15 protein-coding genes are annotated in these 18,239 nt (G+C 40.6%); 10 read left to right on the top strand and 5 right to left on the bottom strand.

What is annotated here, in order from left to right; genetic code table 11:
• Positions 1-16 precede the first annotated feature (16 nt).
• Positions 17-718, bottom strand: a complete 702-nt coding sequence (locus H5154_RS06405) for an L-ribulose-5-phosphate 4-epimerase (RefSeq protein WP_182717779.1) — start codon at positions 716-718, stop codon at positions 17-19.
• Positions 715-2,367, bottom strand: a complete 1,653-nt coding sequence (locus tag H5154_RS06400; RefSeq protein WP_182717778.1) for a ribulokinase — start codon at positions 2,365-2,367, stop codon at positions 715-717. The genes H5154_RS06405 and H5154_RS06400 overlap by 4 nt, the downstream gene beginning before the upstream one ends.
• A 238-nt stretch (positions 2,368-2,605) precedes the next feature.
• On the opposite strand from H5154_RS06400, the gene tal reads away from it, so the two are divergent.
• Positions 2,606-3,559: a transaldolase gene (gene tal / locus H5154_RS06395; protein ID WP_182717777.1), complete on the top strand. Its 954-nt coding sequence runs from the start codon at positions 2,606-2,608 to the stop codon at positions 3,557-3,559.
• A 107-nt stretch (positions 3,560-3,666) separates the two neighbouring features.
• Here the strand turns inward: tal and tkt are convergent, their stop codons facing one another.
• Positions 3,667-5,667 (bottom strand): transketolase, encoded by a 2,001-nt coding sequence (tkt, locus tag H5154_RS06390; RefSeq protein ID WP_182717776.1) that lies wholly within the window; start codon positions 5,665-5,667, stop codon positions 3,667-3,669.
• Between the two features lie 1,273 nt (positions 5,668-6,940).
• Positions 6,941-7,150, bottom strand: coding sequence for a type I-F CRISPR-associated endoribonuclease Cas6/Csy4 (gene cas6f, locus H5154_RS06385; protein WP_182717775.1), 210 nt, complete (start codon positions 7,148-7,150; stop codon positions 6,941-6,943).
• Between the two features lie 339 nt (positions 7,151-7,489).
• Between cas6f and H5154_RS06380 the strand changes: the two genes are divergently transcribed.
• The 8 genes from H5154_RS06380 to H5154_RS06345 all read left to right on the top strand — a co-directional run bounded on the left by H5154_RS06380 (position 7,490) and on the right by H5154_RS06345 (position 15,325).
• Positions 7,490-8,443 (top strand): slipin family protein, encoded by a 954-nt coding sequence (locus tag H5154_RS06380; protein WP_145234179.1) that lies wholly within the window; start codon positions 7,490-7,492, stop codon positions 8,441-8,443.
• 18 nt (positions 8,444-8,461) lie between these two features.
• The gene (locus H5154_RS06375) at positions 8,462-8,914 is read left to right on the top strand and encodes an NfeD family protein (protein ID WP_145234181.1); all 453 of its coding nucleotides are present in this window, start codon (positions 8,462-8,464) and stop codon (positions 8,912-8,914) included.
• 318 nt (positions 8,915-9,232) lie between these two features.
• The gene (locus tag H5154_RS06370; RefSeq protein ID WP_182717774.1) at positions 9,233-9,907 is read left to right on the top strand and encodes an ABC transporter ATP-binding protein; all 675 of its coding nucleotides are present in this window, start codon (positions 9,233-9,235) and stop codon (positions 9,905-9,907) included.
• Entirely contained in the window at positions 9,901-10,872 is a 972-nt protein-coding gene (locus H5154_RS06365; protein WP_182717773.1) for an efflux RND transporter periplasmic adaptor subunit, read from the top strand. The genes H5154_RS06370 and H5154_RS06365 overlap by 7 nt, the downstream gene beginning before the upstream one ends.
• On the top strand, positions 10,862-12,022 hold the full coding sequence (locus H5154_RS06360) for an efflux RND transporter periplasmic adaptor subunit (RefSeq protein WP_182717772.1): 1,161 nt from the start codon (positions 10,862-10,864) through the stop codon (positions 12,020-12,022). Before H5154_RS06365 ends, H5154_RS06360 begins: the two co-directional genes overlap by 11 nt.
• Positions 12,019-13,215, top strand: coding sequence for an efflux RND transporter periplasmic adaptor subunit (locus H5154_RS06355; RefSeq protein WP_182717771.1), 1,197 nt, complete (start codon positions 12,019-12,021; stop codon positions 13,213-13,215). Before H5154_RS06360 ends, H5154_RS06355 begins: the two co-directional genes overlap by 4 nt.
• Positions 13,215-14,450 (top strand): ABC transporter permease, encoded by a 1,236-nt coding sequence (locus tag H5154_RS06350; protein WP_145234192.1) that lies wholly within the window; start codon positions 13,215-13,217, stop codon positions 14,448-14,450. Before H5154_RS06355 ends, H5154_RS06350 begins: the two co-directional genes overlap by 1 nt.
• Before the next feature lie 29 nt (positions 14,451-14,479).
• Entirely contained in the window at positions 14,480-15,325 is an 846-nt protein-coding gene (locus H5154_RS06345; RefSeq protein WP_259398468.1) for a patatin family protein, read from the top strand.
• 156 nt (positions 15,326-15,481) lie between these two features.
• Here the strand turns inward: H5154_RS06345 and H5154_RS06340 are convergent, their stop codons facing one another.
• On the bottom strand, positions 15,482-17,107 hold the full coding sequence (locus H5154_RS06340) for a methyl-accepting chemotaxis protein (RefSeq protein ID WP_182717769.1): 1,626 nt from the start codon (positions 17,105-17,107) through the stop codon (positions 15,482-15,484).
• A 140-nt stretch (positions 17,108-17,247) separates the two neighbouring features.
• Here H5154_RS06340 and H5154_RS06335 point away from each other — a divergent pair, with 140 nt between their 5' ends.
• Positions 17,248-18,060, top strand: a complete 813-nt coding sequence (locus tag H5154_RS06335; RefSeq protein ID WP_259398462.1) for a transporter substrate-binding domain-containing protein — start codon at positions 17,248-17,250, stop codon at positions 18,058-18,060.
• The last annotated feature ends 179 nt before the right edge of the window (positions 18,061-18,239 follow it).

The raw sequence follows: 18,239 nt of genomic DNA, 5'->3' as shown, positions 1-18,239 counted from the left end.
ATTCCTCTTGTACTTGTTAGCCACGGTTACTTTGGCCGTAGTAGGCATCTTTACCGTGTTTTCTTAAATAATGTTTATCCATCACAGACTTCTTAAGTGCACCGGCATTTTGATCTAAGGTGCGAGTTAAGTAAGCCATGCGAGCAATTTCTTCTAGTAGTGCAGCGTGATACACAGACTGCGCAGCATCTTTACCCCAAGTAAACGGTGCATGTCCTGCCACAATCACCATAGGTGCCGCTTTTGGGTCACGGTCTTTATAAGCATCGGTAATTTGAATACCGGTCTCAAGCTCATAATCACCATTTACTTGCGCATCAGTAAGCTCGCGGGTGCAGGTAATGTCACCGTGCACATAATCAGCGTGTGTAGTACCAAAACAAGGAATGCTCTGCTTTGCTTGTGCCCATGCAGTGGCATACGTTGAATGAGTATGCGTTACGCCACCAATGTCATTAAAATGACGATACAAATGAATATGAGTTTTGGTATCAGAAGATGGACGCATACTGCCCTCAACAATGTTGTTTTGTAAATCAACAATTACCATGTCTTCTGCTTTCATTTGGTCATACGAAACACCACTTGGTTTTATGGCAATCACGCCTTTGTCGCGGTCAATTTGCGATACATTACCAAAGGTGTAAATCACCAAACCACGACGTTGTAATTCCATGTTAGCTTCAAATACTTCACGCTTTAACTCTGTGTAGCTCATGCTTTTGCTCCATCAACATACTGTGCTAACGCTTGATAGTTAGCATAGAGTTCGTTATAAACCGCAACCCGCTCTGGGTTAGGTAAATACTGATGACATACAGCAGAAGCCATAACTTGCTGAGCATCCGCCACTGTTGCATATTCGCCCGCTGCCACAGCAGCCATAATTGCAGCACCAAGCGCACAGCTTTGCTCGCTTTCAAGTACGTCAATTGGGCAGTTCCATACATCCGCACAGGTTTGCATTACGTAATCTGATTTTTTTGAAATGCCGCCAATTACCACTACTGATTCAATCGGCACGCCTTCACTTTGAAAACGCTCAGTAATGGCGCGTGCGCCAAAGGCCGTCGCCTCAACTAATGCTTTAAAGAACTGCGGCGCATCAGTGCCCATTTTCATGCCCGTCATGGCCATTGCTACGCTTTGATCAGCATCAGGAGTGCGACGACCGTTGACCCAGTCAAGTGCCGTTACATCGGTATTTTTAACCGGTAACGCACTGGCAGCTTTTGATAAATCAACTAAAATTGAGTCTTCAATTTTGTTGATCAAGCTTTGTTCAACGTCGTTTAAATTTGTTAATTGGCGAGTCGGCCATAACATCAGGTTTTTAAACCATGCATATAAATCACCAAACGCAGATTGACCCGCTTCAAGGCCAATCATGCCTGGGATCACTGAGCCATCTACTTGACCACAGATACCTTTAACACAGGTATCGCCAAGTTGCTGTTTTGAAGTAACAGTAATATCACAAGTTGAAGTACCCATTACTTTAGTTAAAACACCTGGACGCACATTGGCAGCAACTGCCCCCATGTGACAGTCAAACGCACCGTAACCTACAACTACATTCTGTGATAAACCAAGTTTATCAGCCCATTGCGCGGTTAATTTACCAGCGACTTGGTCACTTGGTTGGGTTGCTGCATTAAGCGTATCAACCACACCATCTAATAATGGGTCAATATTGCTGAAGAAACTATTTGGTGGGAAACCACCCCATTGCTCATTCCACATTTGTTTGTGGCCCGTTGCACAGCGTCCCAGTGTTAATACTTCTGGGTGAGTGGTGCCACACATCAATGCCGTCATCCAATCACAATGCTCAACCCACGAGTAAGTTGCCGCTTTTACAGCCGCATCATCTCTAAAAATATGTAATGCTTTAGCCCAGTACCATTCTGATGAATAGATGCCGCCCATGTGTGAAAGATAATTAACCTCGTTATTGGTCGCGGCTTTGGTGATCTCATTCGCTTCTTTAATCGACGTATGGTCTTTCCAAAGAATGAACATCGCATTAGGGTTTTCAGCAAATTCTTCAGTCAGCGCTAAAGGCGTGCCTTGGCTATTAATCGCCACTGGCGTTGAGCCTGTGGTATCAAAGCTCATACCTATTACTTTATCCGCAGTTCCCGCAGGTACTTGTTGCCATAGACCATTTACAACCTCAATTAAGCTGTCGATATAATCTTGTGGGTGCTGGCGAAACTGGTCTTTACTTGGATCGCAATATAAACCTTGCGCCCAACGCGGATAATTCACTAAATGGCTAGCCAGCTCTTTACCTGTGGTTACATCAACAAGCAGTGCTCTTACTGAATCAGAGCCATAATCTAAGCCCAATGTATAACGAGACATAAATACCTTTCACTAATTGGATACTAACAATGTTAGTCATTACTGTTATTTGTATGATAATATCAATAATGACGGGTTGTAAAGGTATTATAAAAATATTATTAACAGATTTATTCTGAAATATTCGTGACACCTGTGCCCTTTAAACTAATGTTTTGCACTAATAAAGGGCTTAAACCATGTCATAAGCAATGCTAAAAGCCGTTAATTTATTTTGTATGATGAAAATAGGATGTCTATGTCTAGCCAATTAGAACAATTAAAAACCATGACCACTGTGGTTGCTGATACCGGTGATTTTGAAGCAATCGATCAATATAAGCCGCAAGATGCCACTACCAATCCATCGTTATTGCTCAATGCGATTAAAATTGAAAAATACCGCCCACTGGCTGTTGAAGCCGTTGCTTGGGCTAAGCAACAAACAAGTGACAATGCACTGGTGATCAGCAAAGCTGCTGACAAACTGTCGGTACTAATTGGTGCAAATTTAATGGCTCAAGTGCCAGGGTTAGTGTCTACCGAAGTAGATGCGCGCTTATCGTTTGACACTCAAGCAACTATTGATAAAGCCCTTGAGCTTGTTGCGCTCTATAAAGAGCAAGATATTGATACCTCGCGCGTACTGATCAAAGTGGCGTCTACATGGGAAGGTATTCAAGCAGCAAAAGTACTCGAGCAACAAGGTATTCGCTGTAACCTAACGTTGGTGTTTGCATTTGCTCAAGCTCGTGCGTGTGCTGAAGCAGGTGCTTACCTAATTTCACCATTTGTTGGTCGTATTCTTGATTGGTATAAAGCAAACCAAACTGATAGCGATTTTAGCGGTGCTAATGATCCAGGCGTACAGTCTGTTGCACATATTTATAACTTCTTCAAAAAGCACGATTATAAAACCATCGTTATGGGTGCAAGCTTTAGAAACATCAGCGAAATCCAATTACTGGCAGGTTGTGATAGATTAACTATCAGCCCAGGGCTATTATCAGAACTAGCCGCAACAGATGCGCCTTTAGAGCGTCAACTTGCTCCTACAACTGAAACAGTTGCCCCGCCAACGCCTATGACTGAGCAAGCATTTCGCTGGGAAATGAATCAAGATGCCATGGCCACTGAAAAACTAAGCCAAGGTATTCGCCAATTTGCAATTGACCAAGAAAAACTAGAAGCCATTCTAGCTGAGCTGATCTAAGCTTCAGTCGTTATATAAAATCAATTCTGCAAATAAAAAAGCCCGCTGATTTAATTAAATCAGCGGGCTTTTTGTTCAGGTAAATTTTTAACCCAAGTTCAAAACAATTAAGCGTCTAGTAACGCATTAGCCTTAGCAACTAGGTTACTCACAGTAAAGCCAAAGTATTCAAGCAGAACTGGTCCTGGCGCTGACTCACCAAAGGTAGTCATACCTAGTACATCGCCATCTTGGCCAACATATTTATACCAAAAATCGCTATGTGCAGCTTCTACCGCAATTTTAGCAACACCAACAGGTAATACACTCTGGCGATAGGCTTTATCTTGCAAGTCAAACTGATTGGTACATGGCATAGATACAACACGAACCTGTTTACCCTGTTCGGTTAGATCAGCTGCTGCATTTACCGCTAACTCAACTTCAGAACCAGTAGCAATAATGATCAGTTCAGGTGTGTGCTCGCTATCAACTAAGATATAGCCACCTTTAGCAACATTCGCTAGTTGCTCTTTAGTGCGCGGCATTGCTTTAGTACCTTGGCGGCTAAAGATCAATGCACTTGGGCCAGCTTCTTTGATTAACGCCTGACTCCATGCAACCGCTGTTTCAACTTCATCACATGGGCGCCAAGTCGACATATTTGGCGTCATACGCAAATTAGCAATTTGTTCAATTGGCTGATGGGTCGGGCCATCTTCACCTTGACCAATTGAATCATGGGTATACACAAAAATACTGTGTGCTTTCATTAATGCCGCCATACGCACAGCATTACGCGCGTATTCCATAAACATTAAGAAAGTTGCACCAAATGGGATAAAGCCGCCATGCAGCGCAATACCATTCATTATCGCACTCATGCCAAACTCGCGTACGCCATAAAATACATAGTTACCCGCAGCATCATCTTGCAAACCTTTCGCGTCAGGCCATAAAGTTAAGTTTGAACCAGCTAAATCAGCTGAGCCGCCCATTAATTCAGGTAACTGCTTGGCAAAAAAGGTGATCGCATTTTGTGATGATTTACGCGTTGCGATGTTTTGCATATCTTCTTGGCACTTAGCAATGTACTGATCGGCAAGCTCGGCAAAGTTGCTCGGTAATGATTTAGTCGTTACACGGCGGTTAAACTCTTTACTTAGCTCTGGGTGCGCTTTGCTATAAGCGGCAAAGGTTTGTTGCCATGCGCTTTCTAAATCGTGACCTTTGGCGCGGCCATTCCACTCATTGTATACATCTTGAGGAATTTCAAATGCTGGATGTGGCCAATTTAGTTGCTCACGAACCGCAGCGATTTCATCGTTACCCAGTGGCGAACCATGACAATCATGACTACCCGATTTATTGGGCGAACCAAAACCAATCACCGTTTTACAACAGATAAGCGTTGGTTGATCAGGATTAGCTTGCGCAGCTTCAATAGCACTGGCAATCGCGGCCATGTCGTGACCATCAACGCCACTAATAACCTGCCAACCGTATGATTCAAAGCGTTTTGGGGTATCGTCAGTAAACCAGCCTTCTACTTCGCCATCAATTGAGATGCCATTGTCATCCCAAAAAGCGATTAGTTTGCCTAACTTTAATGTACCCGCTAATGAACATGCTTCATGAGAGATACCTTCCATCAAACAACCATCACCTAAAAAGCAATAAGTGAAGTGATCAACAATATCAAAATGCGGTTTATTAAATTGTCCAGCTAAGGTTTTTTCAGCAATTGCCATACCAACAGCATTGGCAATACCAGCACCAAGTGGTCCTGTTGTTGTTTCAACCCCTGGTGTATAACCATATTCTGGATGACCCGGCGTTTTAGAATGCAGTTGGCGAAACTGTTTAATGTCTTCAATACTGACATCATAACCACTTAAATGTAGTAATGCGTACTGCAACATAGAGCCATGGCCGTTTGACAACACAAACCGGTCGCGGTTAGGCCAATCAGGATTTAATGGATTGTGGCGGTGAAAGTTTTGCCAAAGAACAGCAGCAATATCGGCCATCCCCATTGGTGCACCTGGGTGACCTGAATTAGCTTTTTGAACGGCATCGACAGCAAGCATGCGGATTGCATTTGCAGATTGAGAACTGGGAAGAGTCATCTGTTACTATTTCCTGTTAATATTATATTATAAATAATATCTCAAAATGTAATATAAATAGCAATCAGAAATCGCCCGAACTCGCTAAAAACAGTTTTTCAGCGCATACAAATGCAGCTCTGCAAATCATTTTCCTAGAACTTAACGATTTTTTGCACAAAAAACAGACAATGAGGGTAAATGAGAAACCATGAAATAATTTGTAGCTCGTGCTTAGCACTTTAAGCATATCGTCGCCGTAAACATCCGTAGTGTGGCTTGTAGAAGAGCGCTTTAGCGCCGAATAGTGATCAAAAAACTCGTTTCACTCCCTCGCCACCTAAGCTGTCTGTGTCGTAGGCGCTAAGCTTACTGGCGCGACAGTACTTCAAATAAACCAAAGGTTTAACAATCCGTCCATGGAGCTTGGTTACATCGGTCATTACCTAAATGGATTTAGGTACTTAGATTTTGTCGGGAACAAAAATCTGCCATGACCTCACTTCCTCTGGCTGCACTCTTTGCTAGGTAAGTCGTTTACTTTAGGCGTCATGCCCTTCGCCATAAAGGTCTGCTTCGCAGTTCCAAAATATTCCCGATATTTTTGTCGGTCCCTCGTCACCTAAGCTGCCTGTGTCGTAGGCGCTAAGCTTGCTGGCGCGAAAAAAAACATCGGCGTTTTAATCCATCCATGGAGCTTGGTTACATCGGTCATTGCCTAAATGGATTTAGGTACTTAGATTTTGTCGGGAACAAAAATCTGCCATGACCTCACTTCCTCAGGCTGCACTCTTTATTAGATATGTCGTTTCGGTCCCTCATCACCTAAGCTGCCTGTGCAGCAGTGAACGTGATAATGGCGCAGAGCTGCAAATTATGAAATTTCTAAACTGCCTGTGCGGCAGTGAACCAGATGATTTTTATAAAGGATCATTGCTATGATTTCTAAGCTGCCTGTGCGGCAGTGAACTGTTGTTAAATTAACATCGGCGTTTGAATCCGTCCATGGAGCTTGGTCACATCGGTCATCCATGACCTCACTTCTTCGCGCTGCGAAACTTCGTTTCGGTCACTCATCACCTAAGCTGCCTGTGCGGCAGTAAACAATCTAAATGGTAAAACTTCTTTTTAGTTAATTTTCTAAGCTGCCTGTGCGGCAGTAAACTATAGAATATCAGCATAAAAATAAGTTACAACAAGCCATTAGGTTAAATATTACTATTTTACCTTATCAAAAACGATATGTTATAACCCATTGTTTTTATAGAAAATTTTAAAGAGAAAAAATAAAGGGTTAAAACCAAGGTATCGTGGCAACTTTACTTAATCCATAAGAATCAAACTTACCATCAATAGGTTTATCTTTTAAATCACTAAACGCAAAGAATTTGCGATGCACTTGTTCTGTTGAACCGCTGAACAAATCTAGATAAGGATTATCAGCAGCACCAAGTACATATTTACATTGTTTGAAAAAATGTGTACGTTGTTTTGAGCTAAACATGGTGCGGGGTCTATTCTTACATGAAGGTGAGTTTAACTATGTAAGGTATTCACTTTGAGTTTGCTAATCTTAAATTAACTGAGAGGCTCACAAACAGACTTCCCTTTCTGCCTGAACTATTTGCTTTAGATCAAAAATCAAACATACTTTCTGTGTGCATCTTCAAAAAACATGACCATAATATTGCAATCGTAATTAACTTACCGACATACTTTGTCACGATTTTTCACTAGCTGGGCTTACAGCTCAATGGTAATGTAGGGTTAGTCACGTTTATAAGTATATAAATTAAATAAATATGTGACACGCCATATTGGCCACTATTAAAGGAGAGTATCTATGGACCCGATAACGCAAGTTCTCAACATGTTATTCACTGTTGAGGCGTTTTTACTCATTTTTGTTTTAGTACTGCTAAAAAGTAGTGTTAAATTTGTGCCGCAAAACCGTGCGTGGCTCATTGAACGTTTTGGTAAGTATCAATCAACTAAAGAAGCAGGCCTAAACTTTATTGTGCCGTTTGTTGATCGTATTGCCGCTGATCGTAGTTTAAAAGAGCAAGCGCAAGATGTGCCGTCGCAATCTGCTATTACCAAAGATAATATTTCATTGATTGTTGATGGTGTATTGTATTTCCGTGTTATGGATCCATACAAAGCCACTTATGGCGTTGATGATTATGTGTTTGCCGTTACGCAATTATCGCAAACAACGATGCGTTCAGAGCTTGGTAAAATGGAGCTGGATAAAACCTTTGAAGAACGTGATGTACTAAATACTAATATTGTTGCGGCAATTAACCAAGCCGCAGATCCTTGGGGTATTCAAGTATTACGTTATGAAATTAAAGATATTGTGCCACCGCAATCAGTAATGGAAGCGATGGAAGCACAAATGAAAGCGGAACGTGTTAAACGTGCACAAATTTTAGAATCAGAAGGTGATCGTCAAGCTAATATCAATGTCGCTGAAGGTAAAAAACAAGCGCAAGTACTAGCCGCTGAAGCAGAAAAAGCCGAGCAAATCCTGCGTGCTGAAGGTGAAGCTAAAGCCATTATTGCGGTAGCCGAAGCACAAGCTGATGCACTACGTAAAGTAGGTGAAGCAGCTGATACTGAGCAAGGTCAAAAAGCCATTCAATTAGACCTCGCCTCAAAAGCAATTGCCGCAAAACAAGCCATTGCTAAAGAATCGTCAGTTGTTTTATTACCCGATAACGGCACCGATGCCAGCTCTATGGTAGCGCAAGCGATGTCGATTATTAATACCTTAAATACCAAACAAAAAGGTTAAGCTGTAAAGGAGCAAACTATGGAGTTCATTACCAATAATTTAGCCCAAACACTGATGATCTTAGGTGTACTGGCACTGATAATTGAAGTAGCAGTGCTGGGAATGTCGACCTTTATATTATTGTTTTTGGGTATATCATTATTTGCAACTGGATTAATGATGAACTTCGCGCTGTTAGAAGACTCATTAACCACCGCACTTTGGAGTAACACCTTGATCACCGCCGCATGCGCTGTTTTACTATGGAAACCGCTAAAACGCATGCAAGATAATGTTGATAATAAAGAAGTGAAAAGTGACTTTGCAGAGCTTGATTTTGTGCTCACTAGCGATGTTGATGAGTTAGGTGTTAGTACCTACTCGTATTCTGGAGTGAGCTGGAAACTAAAAAGCCAGCAACCACTAAGCGCTGGCACCCATGTAAAAGTGGTAAAAAAAGAAGTCGGTGTTATGTGGGTTGCAGCAATTTAACCTAGATGTGGGTATAACACTCTGAATATGCTGTATGATTTTTACCATAAAGCCAGCCAAGAAGTTTTTATCGAATTACTTGGCTTTTTTGTAACAAAAAATATTCGCTAAACCCGCACAACTCTTAGCTAAAACGCAATAAATGAAATATAAAACCACGCAATTGTTAACTGACAATGATTAAATTAGCCTTTAAATGTTAAAACAATTAAAGGCTGCAAATAGACGTATGTTTAACTACTATATTTGGACTTGTGTCTCGCTATAAAACTCGCTAGTTTAACCAATCAGATAATAATAAAAACAAAAAGTAACTGTATGATCAGGGTCGAAAATCTTTGCCGTACTTATGGCGCAGGCGAAACGCAAGTCATTGCATTAAGTAATGTTTCATTGCATATTGAAGAAGGTGAGTTTGTCGCCGTAATGGGCGCTTCCGGTTCAGGGAAGTCGACTTTAATGAATATCCTTGGGTGTCTCGATACACCAACCTCAGGCAGTTATTTGCTCTCTGGTGAAAGTATTAAAGAAATAGATGACGAAAGTTTGTCAGCTATCCGTAATAAAAAAATTGGCTTTATATTTCAAACCTTTCACTTATTAACTCGCCTTAGTGCTCAAGAAAATGTGGCTTTGCCACTGCGCTATACCGACACCCCAAAACAGCAAGCCAGTGAGCGCGCTATGGCGATGCTGGATAAGGTTGGCTTGCAAAATCGCGCACACCATAAACCCTTTGAAATGTCCGGTGGTCAGCGGCAACGAGTTGCTATTGCCAGAGCATTAGTAAACGAGCCAAAAGTCATTTTTGCTGATGAACCAACGGGTAACCTCGATAGTAAAACGTCTCATGAAATTATGCAGTTGCTTTGCTCACTCCACCAGCAAGGGCATACTTTGGTCATGGTAACCCATGAAGAAGATATTGCTGCTTATGCTAAGCGAATTATTCGGATGAAAGATGGCATAGTTATAGAGGATAGCGGATGTTAAAAAATCAATGTTTCAAAGCCTGTTTAGGATTATTACTTTACAGCTTAGCTTTCTCAAGCAACGCGCAAAGTTTATTACTCAGTGGTGAGCTAAAAGCCAGCGATAAGCAAATTTTTTATGCTCCAAAATCAGACAATTGGCGAGTACAAGTACAATGGATGATGAAAGAAGGCGAAATAGCGCAACAAGGTGATGTTGTTGTGGTGTTTGATAGTGGCTCGATTGCCAGTGAAATTGAACAAGATGAAGTAAGTTTAGAGGCCGCCGAAGAAGAGCTGCTTAGGATCACCACTAGCAATCAAGAAAAACAAATAGAAGCTGAGTTTAACTTTAAGCGCACTGAGCTTTTACTAGCGCGTGCCCGCATAGATGCTGCTATTCCACACGCTAACTTAAGTACCTATGATTATCAAAAAAATCAGCTCGAACTTGAAAAAGCCCTGATCAATAAACAAAAATCATCCGAAGAACTCAGCCAAGTTAAAACTGAAAATACCGTTGCGCGCAATAAGCAGTTACTGACTATTGAACAACTAAAAACAGACCTTGCATACAATAAAACGCAACTGGCAAGTATGAGCATTAAGGCACAGCGTACAGGGCCCGTTTTATATGCAAACCATCCGTGGAATGGCGAAAAAGCATTTGTTGGTATGACAGCCCAACCAGGCTGGAAAATTGTCGAAATACCGGCCATGAGTGAACTCTACATTGAAGCCTGGGTACACGAAATTGATTATCAACATTTACAACTTGGCCAACAAGCGCAATTGTTATTTGACGCCTATTTACAACAGCCGCTCAATGCGACTTTAAGCGAAATTTCAACTCAGCCAGAAGAACGCCTTCAGTGGGGCAAAGATGCCTACTTTAGAACTCGCTTTAACTTTAACGCTCAGAATTTAAAACTGTTACCGGGCATGAGTGCAAAATTAACAATCGGAGAAGACTCTGATGAATCATAACGTTTTATGCATAATATTGAGTATGTTGCTATTAACTGCATGTAATGACGATGAGCAACAACATTATCTAGTGAAAAAGAGTGATATTGCTATCACGGTTAATGCCAATGGCGAACTGGAGTCATCAACCAGTGCGATCATTGCCCCGCCGTCAGTTGCCCGTATGTGGCAATACCAAATTAAGACTATGCTAGCGGAGAACACCCAAGTTAAAAAAGGCCAAGTGGTGGTATCGTTTGACGACAAACAAGTTCGCGATAAGCTAATCGACAAACAATCTTCATTAGAGCGAGCAAAAAAACAACTCGAAAATGCGCAAAATAAAGAGCTTATCAAAGAGCAAGAACTGACCCTCAGCGTTGCCGAAATGAAAATGAACTACGATAAAGCTAAACGCAAAGCAGAGATTGTTGATCAATCTCGTTCTGAAGTTGAACGTAAAAAGTCACAAATTGATTTTACTATTGCAAACAACGATCTAACGCTTGCTAAAAGTAAGCAAACGTTTCAGCAACAGAGCAAAGAACTAAACTTAAAAATGGTGCAAAGTAAAGTTGCACGGCTGCAAAGTGAGGTAGACGAGTATTTACAAGATATTGAACGCCTTAAGGTAAAAGCCCCAATTGATGGGCTGGTAATTTATAAAACCAATTATGAAGGTGAAAAGTCATCCATTGGTGAAAGTGTGCAATTTGGTCAGCCTGTTATTGAGCTTGCTGTACTTAAAAATATGCAAGTAAAAGCACAAATCGATGAACCCGACAGCGGTAAAATTGCCCCAGGGCAAACCGTTAAAATAACCATTGATGGCAGTAGCGAACTAGTTGTGTCAGGGAAAATAAAGAGTTTGGGTCGTGTATTTAGAGAAAAGTCATATCAAGATAAGCGTCGGATTGTGGATGCCATTGTTAGTATTGATAATATTGACACCAGTGTTATTCGCCCAGGACTTACTGCGCGCTTAGAGATCACCACCGCTCGCTTACCTCAGGTATTAAGTATTCCTTTAACCAGTTTGCAATATGATCAACAAGGTCCCTATGTTACAACCACTGAAAATAACAAACAATTTATAGAGATAAGTCACTTTACCGATAATCTCGCCGTAGTTAAAAGTGGCCTACAACTAGGCGACGAGGTAAAATTATGAAAACGAGCTTTGCACTTAGCTTAATCGTTACAGCTTTATTTATCAGCGGTTGTTCAAAAGAACATGAAATTCAAAACGCGCTTACTTATACGGTTAGTGAACACAGTTTTAAAACTGAGGTTGAAGCCAAAGGGCATTTGATCGCGGCAAATGAAACCCTGATTGTTGCGCCAGCATCAAGCCGTGGGCCACAAACTTTAGCGTGGTTAATGCCAGAATATAGCCAAGTTAAAAAAGGTCAGGTCATTGCTCGTTTTGATGGCGAACAAATGCGTCGGCAAAGCCAAAAAAACACTAATCAAGCGGCTTTAGCAGCGCAAGATTTAGCACAAAAATCAGGAGAAATAGATAAAGATAAGACTATTTTAGAGCACGATATTGTATTGGTTAATGAAGAAAAGCAATTTGCCGAAGATTACTCAATTGAAGATGAACGCATTCGCTCTAAATTAGATATTTTAGAGTCACAACAAAATGTTGAGTTTTTAAATGCAAAACATAACTACTACGACTGGCAAACTGGCCGTTTTGAGCAAAGTGCCACCGGAGAGTTGATGTTATTAAAAATGAAAGAAGACCAATACAAACAAAAATTAGCAACGTTGAACACTAACCTATCATTGCTTGAGATCATCGCCCCTCACGATGGCTTATTAACCCATAGTACTAATTGGCGCGGCGAAAAACCGCGAGCGGGTGAATCCTTATGGCCTGGTCAAAAAATAGCAGCACTGCCTGATGTTAGCCAAATGCAGTTGATGTTATATGTGTCTGAACGTGAAGCAATCGATTTATCCGTAGGTCAGTCACTTACATTCAAACTTATTGCATTGCCTGAGCAGCAATTTAGTGGCGAGTTAATTGAAGTATCACCGTTTCCTAAATCAATAAAACGCGGCGACCCACAAAAATTTTACGAACTAAAAGCAACGATAAATCAGCAAAGTGACGCTTTACGCCCGGGTTTAAAACTCAATGCGACTATTTTAGTGACACCGCAAAGTGAGCGTTTAGTGGTACCTAAACAAAGTGTTTTTACCGAACAAAATGCGCATTATGTCTATGTTGAAGAAGCTGGCGAATTTGTCAAAAAGACCGTTTCATTAGGCAAACATAACCTTAGTCATGTAGAGATCCTCGCAGGCTTAGCTGCTAATGATGTGATCTCACTCATTGATATAAAGGACATCTGATGAAATATTTAACTTTATTTATCGACACCGCCTTAGAGCTTGCACAGCATAAATTACGTACTTTACTGACTTTATTAGGGATGATATTTGGTGTCGGTGCCGTCATTGCTATGCTCAATATTGGTGAAGGTGCTGAACGTGAAGCCATGAAAATGATTGACTCTATGGGGTTATATAATTTGATTGTTAATGGCAAAGAGTTCGATGAAAAAGAACTCAAAGAGCAACGTAAGCATTCGGCCGGTTTAAGCCTGCGTGATGCCCAAGTTGCCCACGACTCGCTGCCTTTTGTTACCGATTTTGCCGCACAAAAAACCATCGAGACGTATCATATTTTTAGCCAATACAATAACAGCGACGCCAATGCCGTAGGTGTAAGCGCTAATTATTTTCAGCTGTCACATTTTCAACTATTTGCTGGGCGTATATTAAATAAAAACGATCAACAACGGTTTGCTCAAGTGGCAATGCTTGGCGCAAATACTGCCAAGCAACTATTTCCGTTAGGTGACGCACTCGGTCAACAAATAAAAATTAACCACTTATGGTTTAAAGTAGTCGGTATTTTACAAGCGCCTTATTTAAAGAAAAAAGAATTTCAAGGAGTCAAACTCGGTAACGAACAAAACCAAGTATTTATTCCACTTAGTACTGCATTACACCGCTTTGAAAGTGGCTTACTTGATAGTGAAGTCAGCAGCTTGAAACTAGCCATTGATAAATCGGTTGATCCAATTGTTGCCGCACAAGCACTGGAACATTTACTGCAAAATCGCCACAGTGATATTGATGATTTTGAATTAGTTATTCCTGCCGCATTATTAGCCCAGCAAAAACAAACCCAGCAAATATTTAATATTGTAATGTCCTGCGTGGCAGGCATTTCACTCCTGGTTGGCGGTATCGGTATTATGAATATCATGTTGGCGACGGTGCTTGAACGCACTAAAGAAATTGGCTTACTGCGTGCTATTGGTGCAACACAAAAAGACATTCGAATACAATTTATTGCCGAGAGCTTTACCATTTCTATTTTAGGTGGCCTACTGGGTGTGGTATTTGGTATTGGCTTGTCTGAAATTATTTCTATGTACTCGCAGTGGGCGGTATCGTGGTCAATGACCGCCATCGTGCTATCGTTTAGTATTTGTGCGTTAGTCGGCCTTATTTTTGGTGTATACCCCGCGATCAAAGCGTCACAGCTTGACCCTATTGAAGCACTGCAAAGTGATTAACTCGAATGTTAGTAGTTAAAGGAGAAAATTTGGTGAGCAACAACAAACACACCCTTGTTGTAGAAGGTGGTGCAATGCGCGGCATATTTGCCACCGGCGTACTTGATGCGTTCTTAGGGGCACAATACCAACCATTTAATCGCTGCTTTGGTGTTTCTGCTGGGGCAACTAATATTGCGGCTTATTTATGCCAACAAGCTAAACGTAATCATAAAGTGATCACTGATTATTCATGTCGACCCGAGTTTATTAATTTAGCGCGCTTTATCCGTGGCGGACATTTATTTGACTTAGATTGGTTATGGCAAACCACCATGGCTGATATTCGTTTAGATCTTGGCACATTTGCAACACAGAACTGTGAATTTTATATTGTCGCTACCGATATAGACACAGCATCAGCGCAATATTTAAAAGCGACAGCAGAGCAAATGGAGCAACAGTTAAAAGCCTCCTGTGCGATTCCTATTGCTTATCGAGATTACCCAGTCATAGATGGTGTTGCCATGACCGATGGCGGTGTGGCTGATTCAATTCCGATCCGAAAAGCCTATCAAATGGGAGCTGAAGAAATCACGGTCGTTTTATCACAACCACTTGGATATCGTAAAAAAACCAGTAAGGCCCCATGGTTTACACGCCGCATTTATAAAAACCACCCGGCACTTGCCAGTGCATCTTTAGCGCGAGCTGATAACTATAATGCCAGTATTGCGTTTATTCATAATCCACCTGCAGACTGTAAAATAAATATCATCGCACCACCGGCTGACTTTAACGTTGGCCGCACCACTAAAAACTATCAAAAGCTCAGCGATGGTTACCAAATGGGGATTGTGGCTGCACAGCAACATTTGCAAAGCATACAGCTATAGAACAATGATTTTATCTATAAAAAAGTGTGTGGCAGCTTATTTTTTTTGCTGATGTTGTCACAAAACTGCGCGAACCAAACCTTGTGAAAACGAATAAATTTAGACTGTACCTTGTCATTCGTACTCTATTAATAACAAGGTACACTCATTACAGTGTTATATTTTAAACTCATTTACTTGTTGTTGTAACATACTTGCGAGTAAGGCCAACTCCTGTGATGCTTGTGCGTTTTGCTGTGAACTTTCACTCACTGATGCAATACTAGAACTAAACTCGTTGATGTTACTACTTAATTCATTGGCCACCATTTTTTGCTCTTCAGTGGCTGTTGACACTTGCGTGTTCATATCGGCAATTTCGGTTACCTCTTGATTTATTTCAGTTAAAACTTGTGATGAATATTCTGCATGATCAACACTTTCTTGTGCACTACTTTCAGCGTTGCCCATAGCAACAACAGCTTGTTGAGCCATACCTTGTAGCTTGCTGATCATTTCATTAATACTCGCTGTGGCTTTTTGGGTATTATGAGCAAGCTGCCTTACTTCATCGGCAACAACAGCAAAACCACGACCAGAATCCCCTGCTCTTGCGGCTTCAATCGCAGCATTTAAAGCCAGTAAGTTAGTTTGCTCTGCAACGCCTTGGATCATCATTACAACCTGATTTATATCATTTGTTTGTGTATTAAGATCGTTTATTAATTGTGTATTTGTATTTACTAACTTAGATAACGTTTGGATTGAGCTAATATTATCAGCAACGGCTTGCTGCCCTTGTTGTGCTTTACTATCTGCATTAGTGGCTTTTTCTGATGTGGCCATCGCATTTTGTGCCACTTGTTCAATCGCACTACTCATTTGCGTAATGGCTGTCGCAATCATTGTAGACTGTTGCTCTTGCTCTGTGGCTGTTGAGGCCACTTGCTCACTAATTGAGTTCATTTCTTCTGCCGCAGAAGATAAAGTTAACGTCGCCCCAGATACATCGGTTACTAAAGTATGTATACGTGACAACATATTATTAAAGTTTCGCGCAGTATCTGCAATTTCATCTTCACCAAGTACATTGGCTCGTATTCGCAAGTCAGCATTATTTGCAATTTGCGTAATGGTATCGCGCAGCGCCATCAATGGATTTTGAATTGAACGATAAATAAAATAAGCAATGGCTAACAACAAAAAAATCAACAGTGCTACTGATAATTTCATCACTAGACTTACTAACGCAAAGTTTTCGTCGGCTTGTTTTTTAAAGTGATTCGCTTCATTTAATTGCAGCTCTATTAAAGCTTGATAGCTCGCACTTAACGGATCGAATACATCATATAGATCAGTAACAAACTGCTGTTGAGAGAGTGACTGGAAATCCCCATTGCGTATTTTATTCAACAAATTTTTGAGGTGCGCTTGAACTGGCTTAAGTTTTTGTTCAACAGTATTTACTAAGCTTTTTTCTTCACTGATTAAGTCTGTACTAAGGTAAGTATTCCATTCTTTATCGGCTGTATTTTGAGACTGCTGTACTGCCGCTAATAAATCATTTTGGCTTATAGTCCCAGCTCTAAATTTATGAAGTAAATCAACAATATTAACTGCGTAGTTATCTGACACTGTTTTTATCTGTTTCAATGGTACGACACGGTTTTCATATAAACTGTCAATTCCTTTGACTAACCCTCCCATAGTACTAATTGAATATATGGCAGTAATCGTAAATATTACAACAGGTAAAAGCGCTAATACAATTAAACGGGAACGGACCAAATAATTATTTAACATAGTATTCCAAAGCTACATCTTTAATATTTACAAGTATAATACGTAATTCAAAAGCCTCTACGTTTTTATAATATTTTTTGCAAAAATAAGGTATTATAATTTTGCTATACTAGAGTCATAAAATTTTAAGTTATAGCTCAATGATGAAATTGTATAATTTTGGCGTGCTCTGGTTATTGTTATTGCCTCTGGCGTTTACTAGCTTTGTACACGCAAATGAAGCAATCGTTAATCTTCATTTAGCCAGCCCCAGCAACACCGATACCCCTCGTAATCACTATATTCATGCGCTGTTAACGCTCGCCTTTGCTGAGCAAGGAAAACAGGTTAATTTTATATACTCCATTAGACCAATGAATAAAAAACGCGTGGTGGAAGAGTTGTCAAAAGCAAGCAGTATTAATTTAGCTTGGCTATCGCTCCCTGCTACTAGCTACCCAGATTTACATCATACCTCATTGTCAATTTACCAAGGTTTACACGGCAAGCGATTACTAATAATTAATAAAAATCAACAACCGCGCTTCGCTGAAATATCAACTTCAGCACAGCTTAAGCCTTTAATCGCATTACAAAAGCAAAGTTGGTCTGATTATGATGTACTTATCCGCAATGGCTTCACTGTTAATGGTGAGCTAGATTATAAAGGCATGACTAGAGCACTCGAGACAGGTTTGGCAGATTATTTTCCTCGCTCTGTATCAGCTATTGCCGCTGAGGTGACTAAACTGCAGCATCAAAACTTAATGATTGAACCAACGATCATGTTGCAATACCCGAGTCATTATTATTTTTACACTCATAAACAAAACGATGCTTTACTAATGGAGTTAGAGGCAGGGTTACTAAAACTTCAAAAAAACGGTAAGTTTGCGCAGCTTTATCAACAATTTTTTGGTGAAAAAGAACGAGATCTCGCATTATCATCGAGAAAAGTTTTTCACCTAAATTAGCGACACCATAGCTCACATTACTTATTGCGAGCTAACAACTAAGTCAGTTCACAATAGGGTCAAGCACCCTAATAAAGTAAATACTTAAATTAAGATTGAACTCGCCCAATCCAATTTTGTAAGCTAGCTTATAACTATAGATGAAGGCATCCGCTTGTTTTGCCCTATATACTGAATAC

Origin of the sequence: Pseudoalteromonas sp. SR44-5, from assembly GCF_014163675.1 — a bacterium.
Classification (GTDB): Bacteria; Pseudomonadota; Gammaproteobacteria; order Enterobacterales; family Alteromonadaceae; genus Pseudoalteromonas; species Pseudoalteromonas rhizosphaerae.
The sequence above is the reverse complement of the archived record's forward strand: the minus strand, read 5'-3'. Positions and strand labels throughout refer to the sequence as shown.

Coding starts and splice junctions, on each gene's coding strand:
- H5154_RS06340 (WP_182717769.1), bottom strand. CDS start 17,107: ATGTTAAATAATTATTTGGTCCGTTCCCGTTTAATTGTATTAGCGCTT.
- H5154_RS06365 (WP_182717773.1), top strand. CDS start 9,901: ATGTTAAAAAATCAATGTTTCAAAGCCTGTTTAGGATTATTACTTTAC.
- cas6f (WP_182717775.1), bottom strand. CDS start 7,150: ATGTTTAGCTCAAAACAACGTACACATTTTTTCAAACAATGTAAATAT.
- H5154_RS06405 (WP_182717779.1), bottom strand. CDS start 718: ATGAGCTACACAGAGTTAAAGCGTGAAGTATTTGAAGCTAACATGGAA.
- tal (WP_182717777.1), top strand. CDS start 2,606: ATGTCTAGCCAATTAGAACAATTAAAAACCATGACCACTGTGGTTGCT.
- H5154_RS06380 (WP_145234179.1), top strand. CDS start 7,490: ATGGACCCGATAACGCAAGTTCTCAACATGTTATTCACTGTTGAGGCG.
- H5154_RS06375 (WP_145234181.1), top strand. CDS start 8,462: ATGGAGTTCATTACCAATAATTTAGCCCAAACACTGATGATCTTAGGT.
- H5154_RS06360 (WP_182717772.1), top strand. CDS start 10,862: ATGAATCATAACGTTTTATGCATAATATTGAGTATGTTGCTATTAACT.
- H5154_RS06350 (WP_145234192.1), top strand. CDS start 13,215: ATGAAATATTTAACTTTATTTATCGACACCGCCTTAGAGCTTGCACAG.
- H5154_RS06400 (WP_182717778.1), bottom strand. CDS start 2,367: ATGTCTCGTTATACATTGGGCTTAGATTATGGCTCTGATTCAGTAAGA.
- tkt (WP_182717776.1), bottom strand. CDS start 5,667: ATGACTCTTCCCAGTTCTCAATCTGCAAATGCAATCCGCATGCTTGCT.
- H5154_RS06355 (WP_182717771.1), top strand. CDS start 12,019: ATGAAAACGAGCTTTGCACTTAGCTTAATCGTTACAGCTTTATTTATC.
- H5154_RS06370 (WP_182717774.1), top strand. CDS start 9,233: ATGATCAGGGTCGAAAATCTTTGCCGTACTTATGGCGCAGGCGAAACG.
- H5154_RS06335 (WP_259398462.1), top strand. CDS start 17,248: ATGATGAAATTGTATAATTTTGGCGTGCTCTGGTTATTGTTATTGCCT.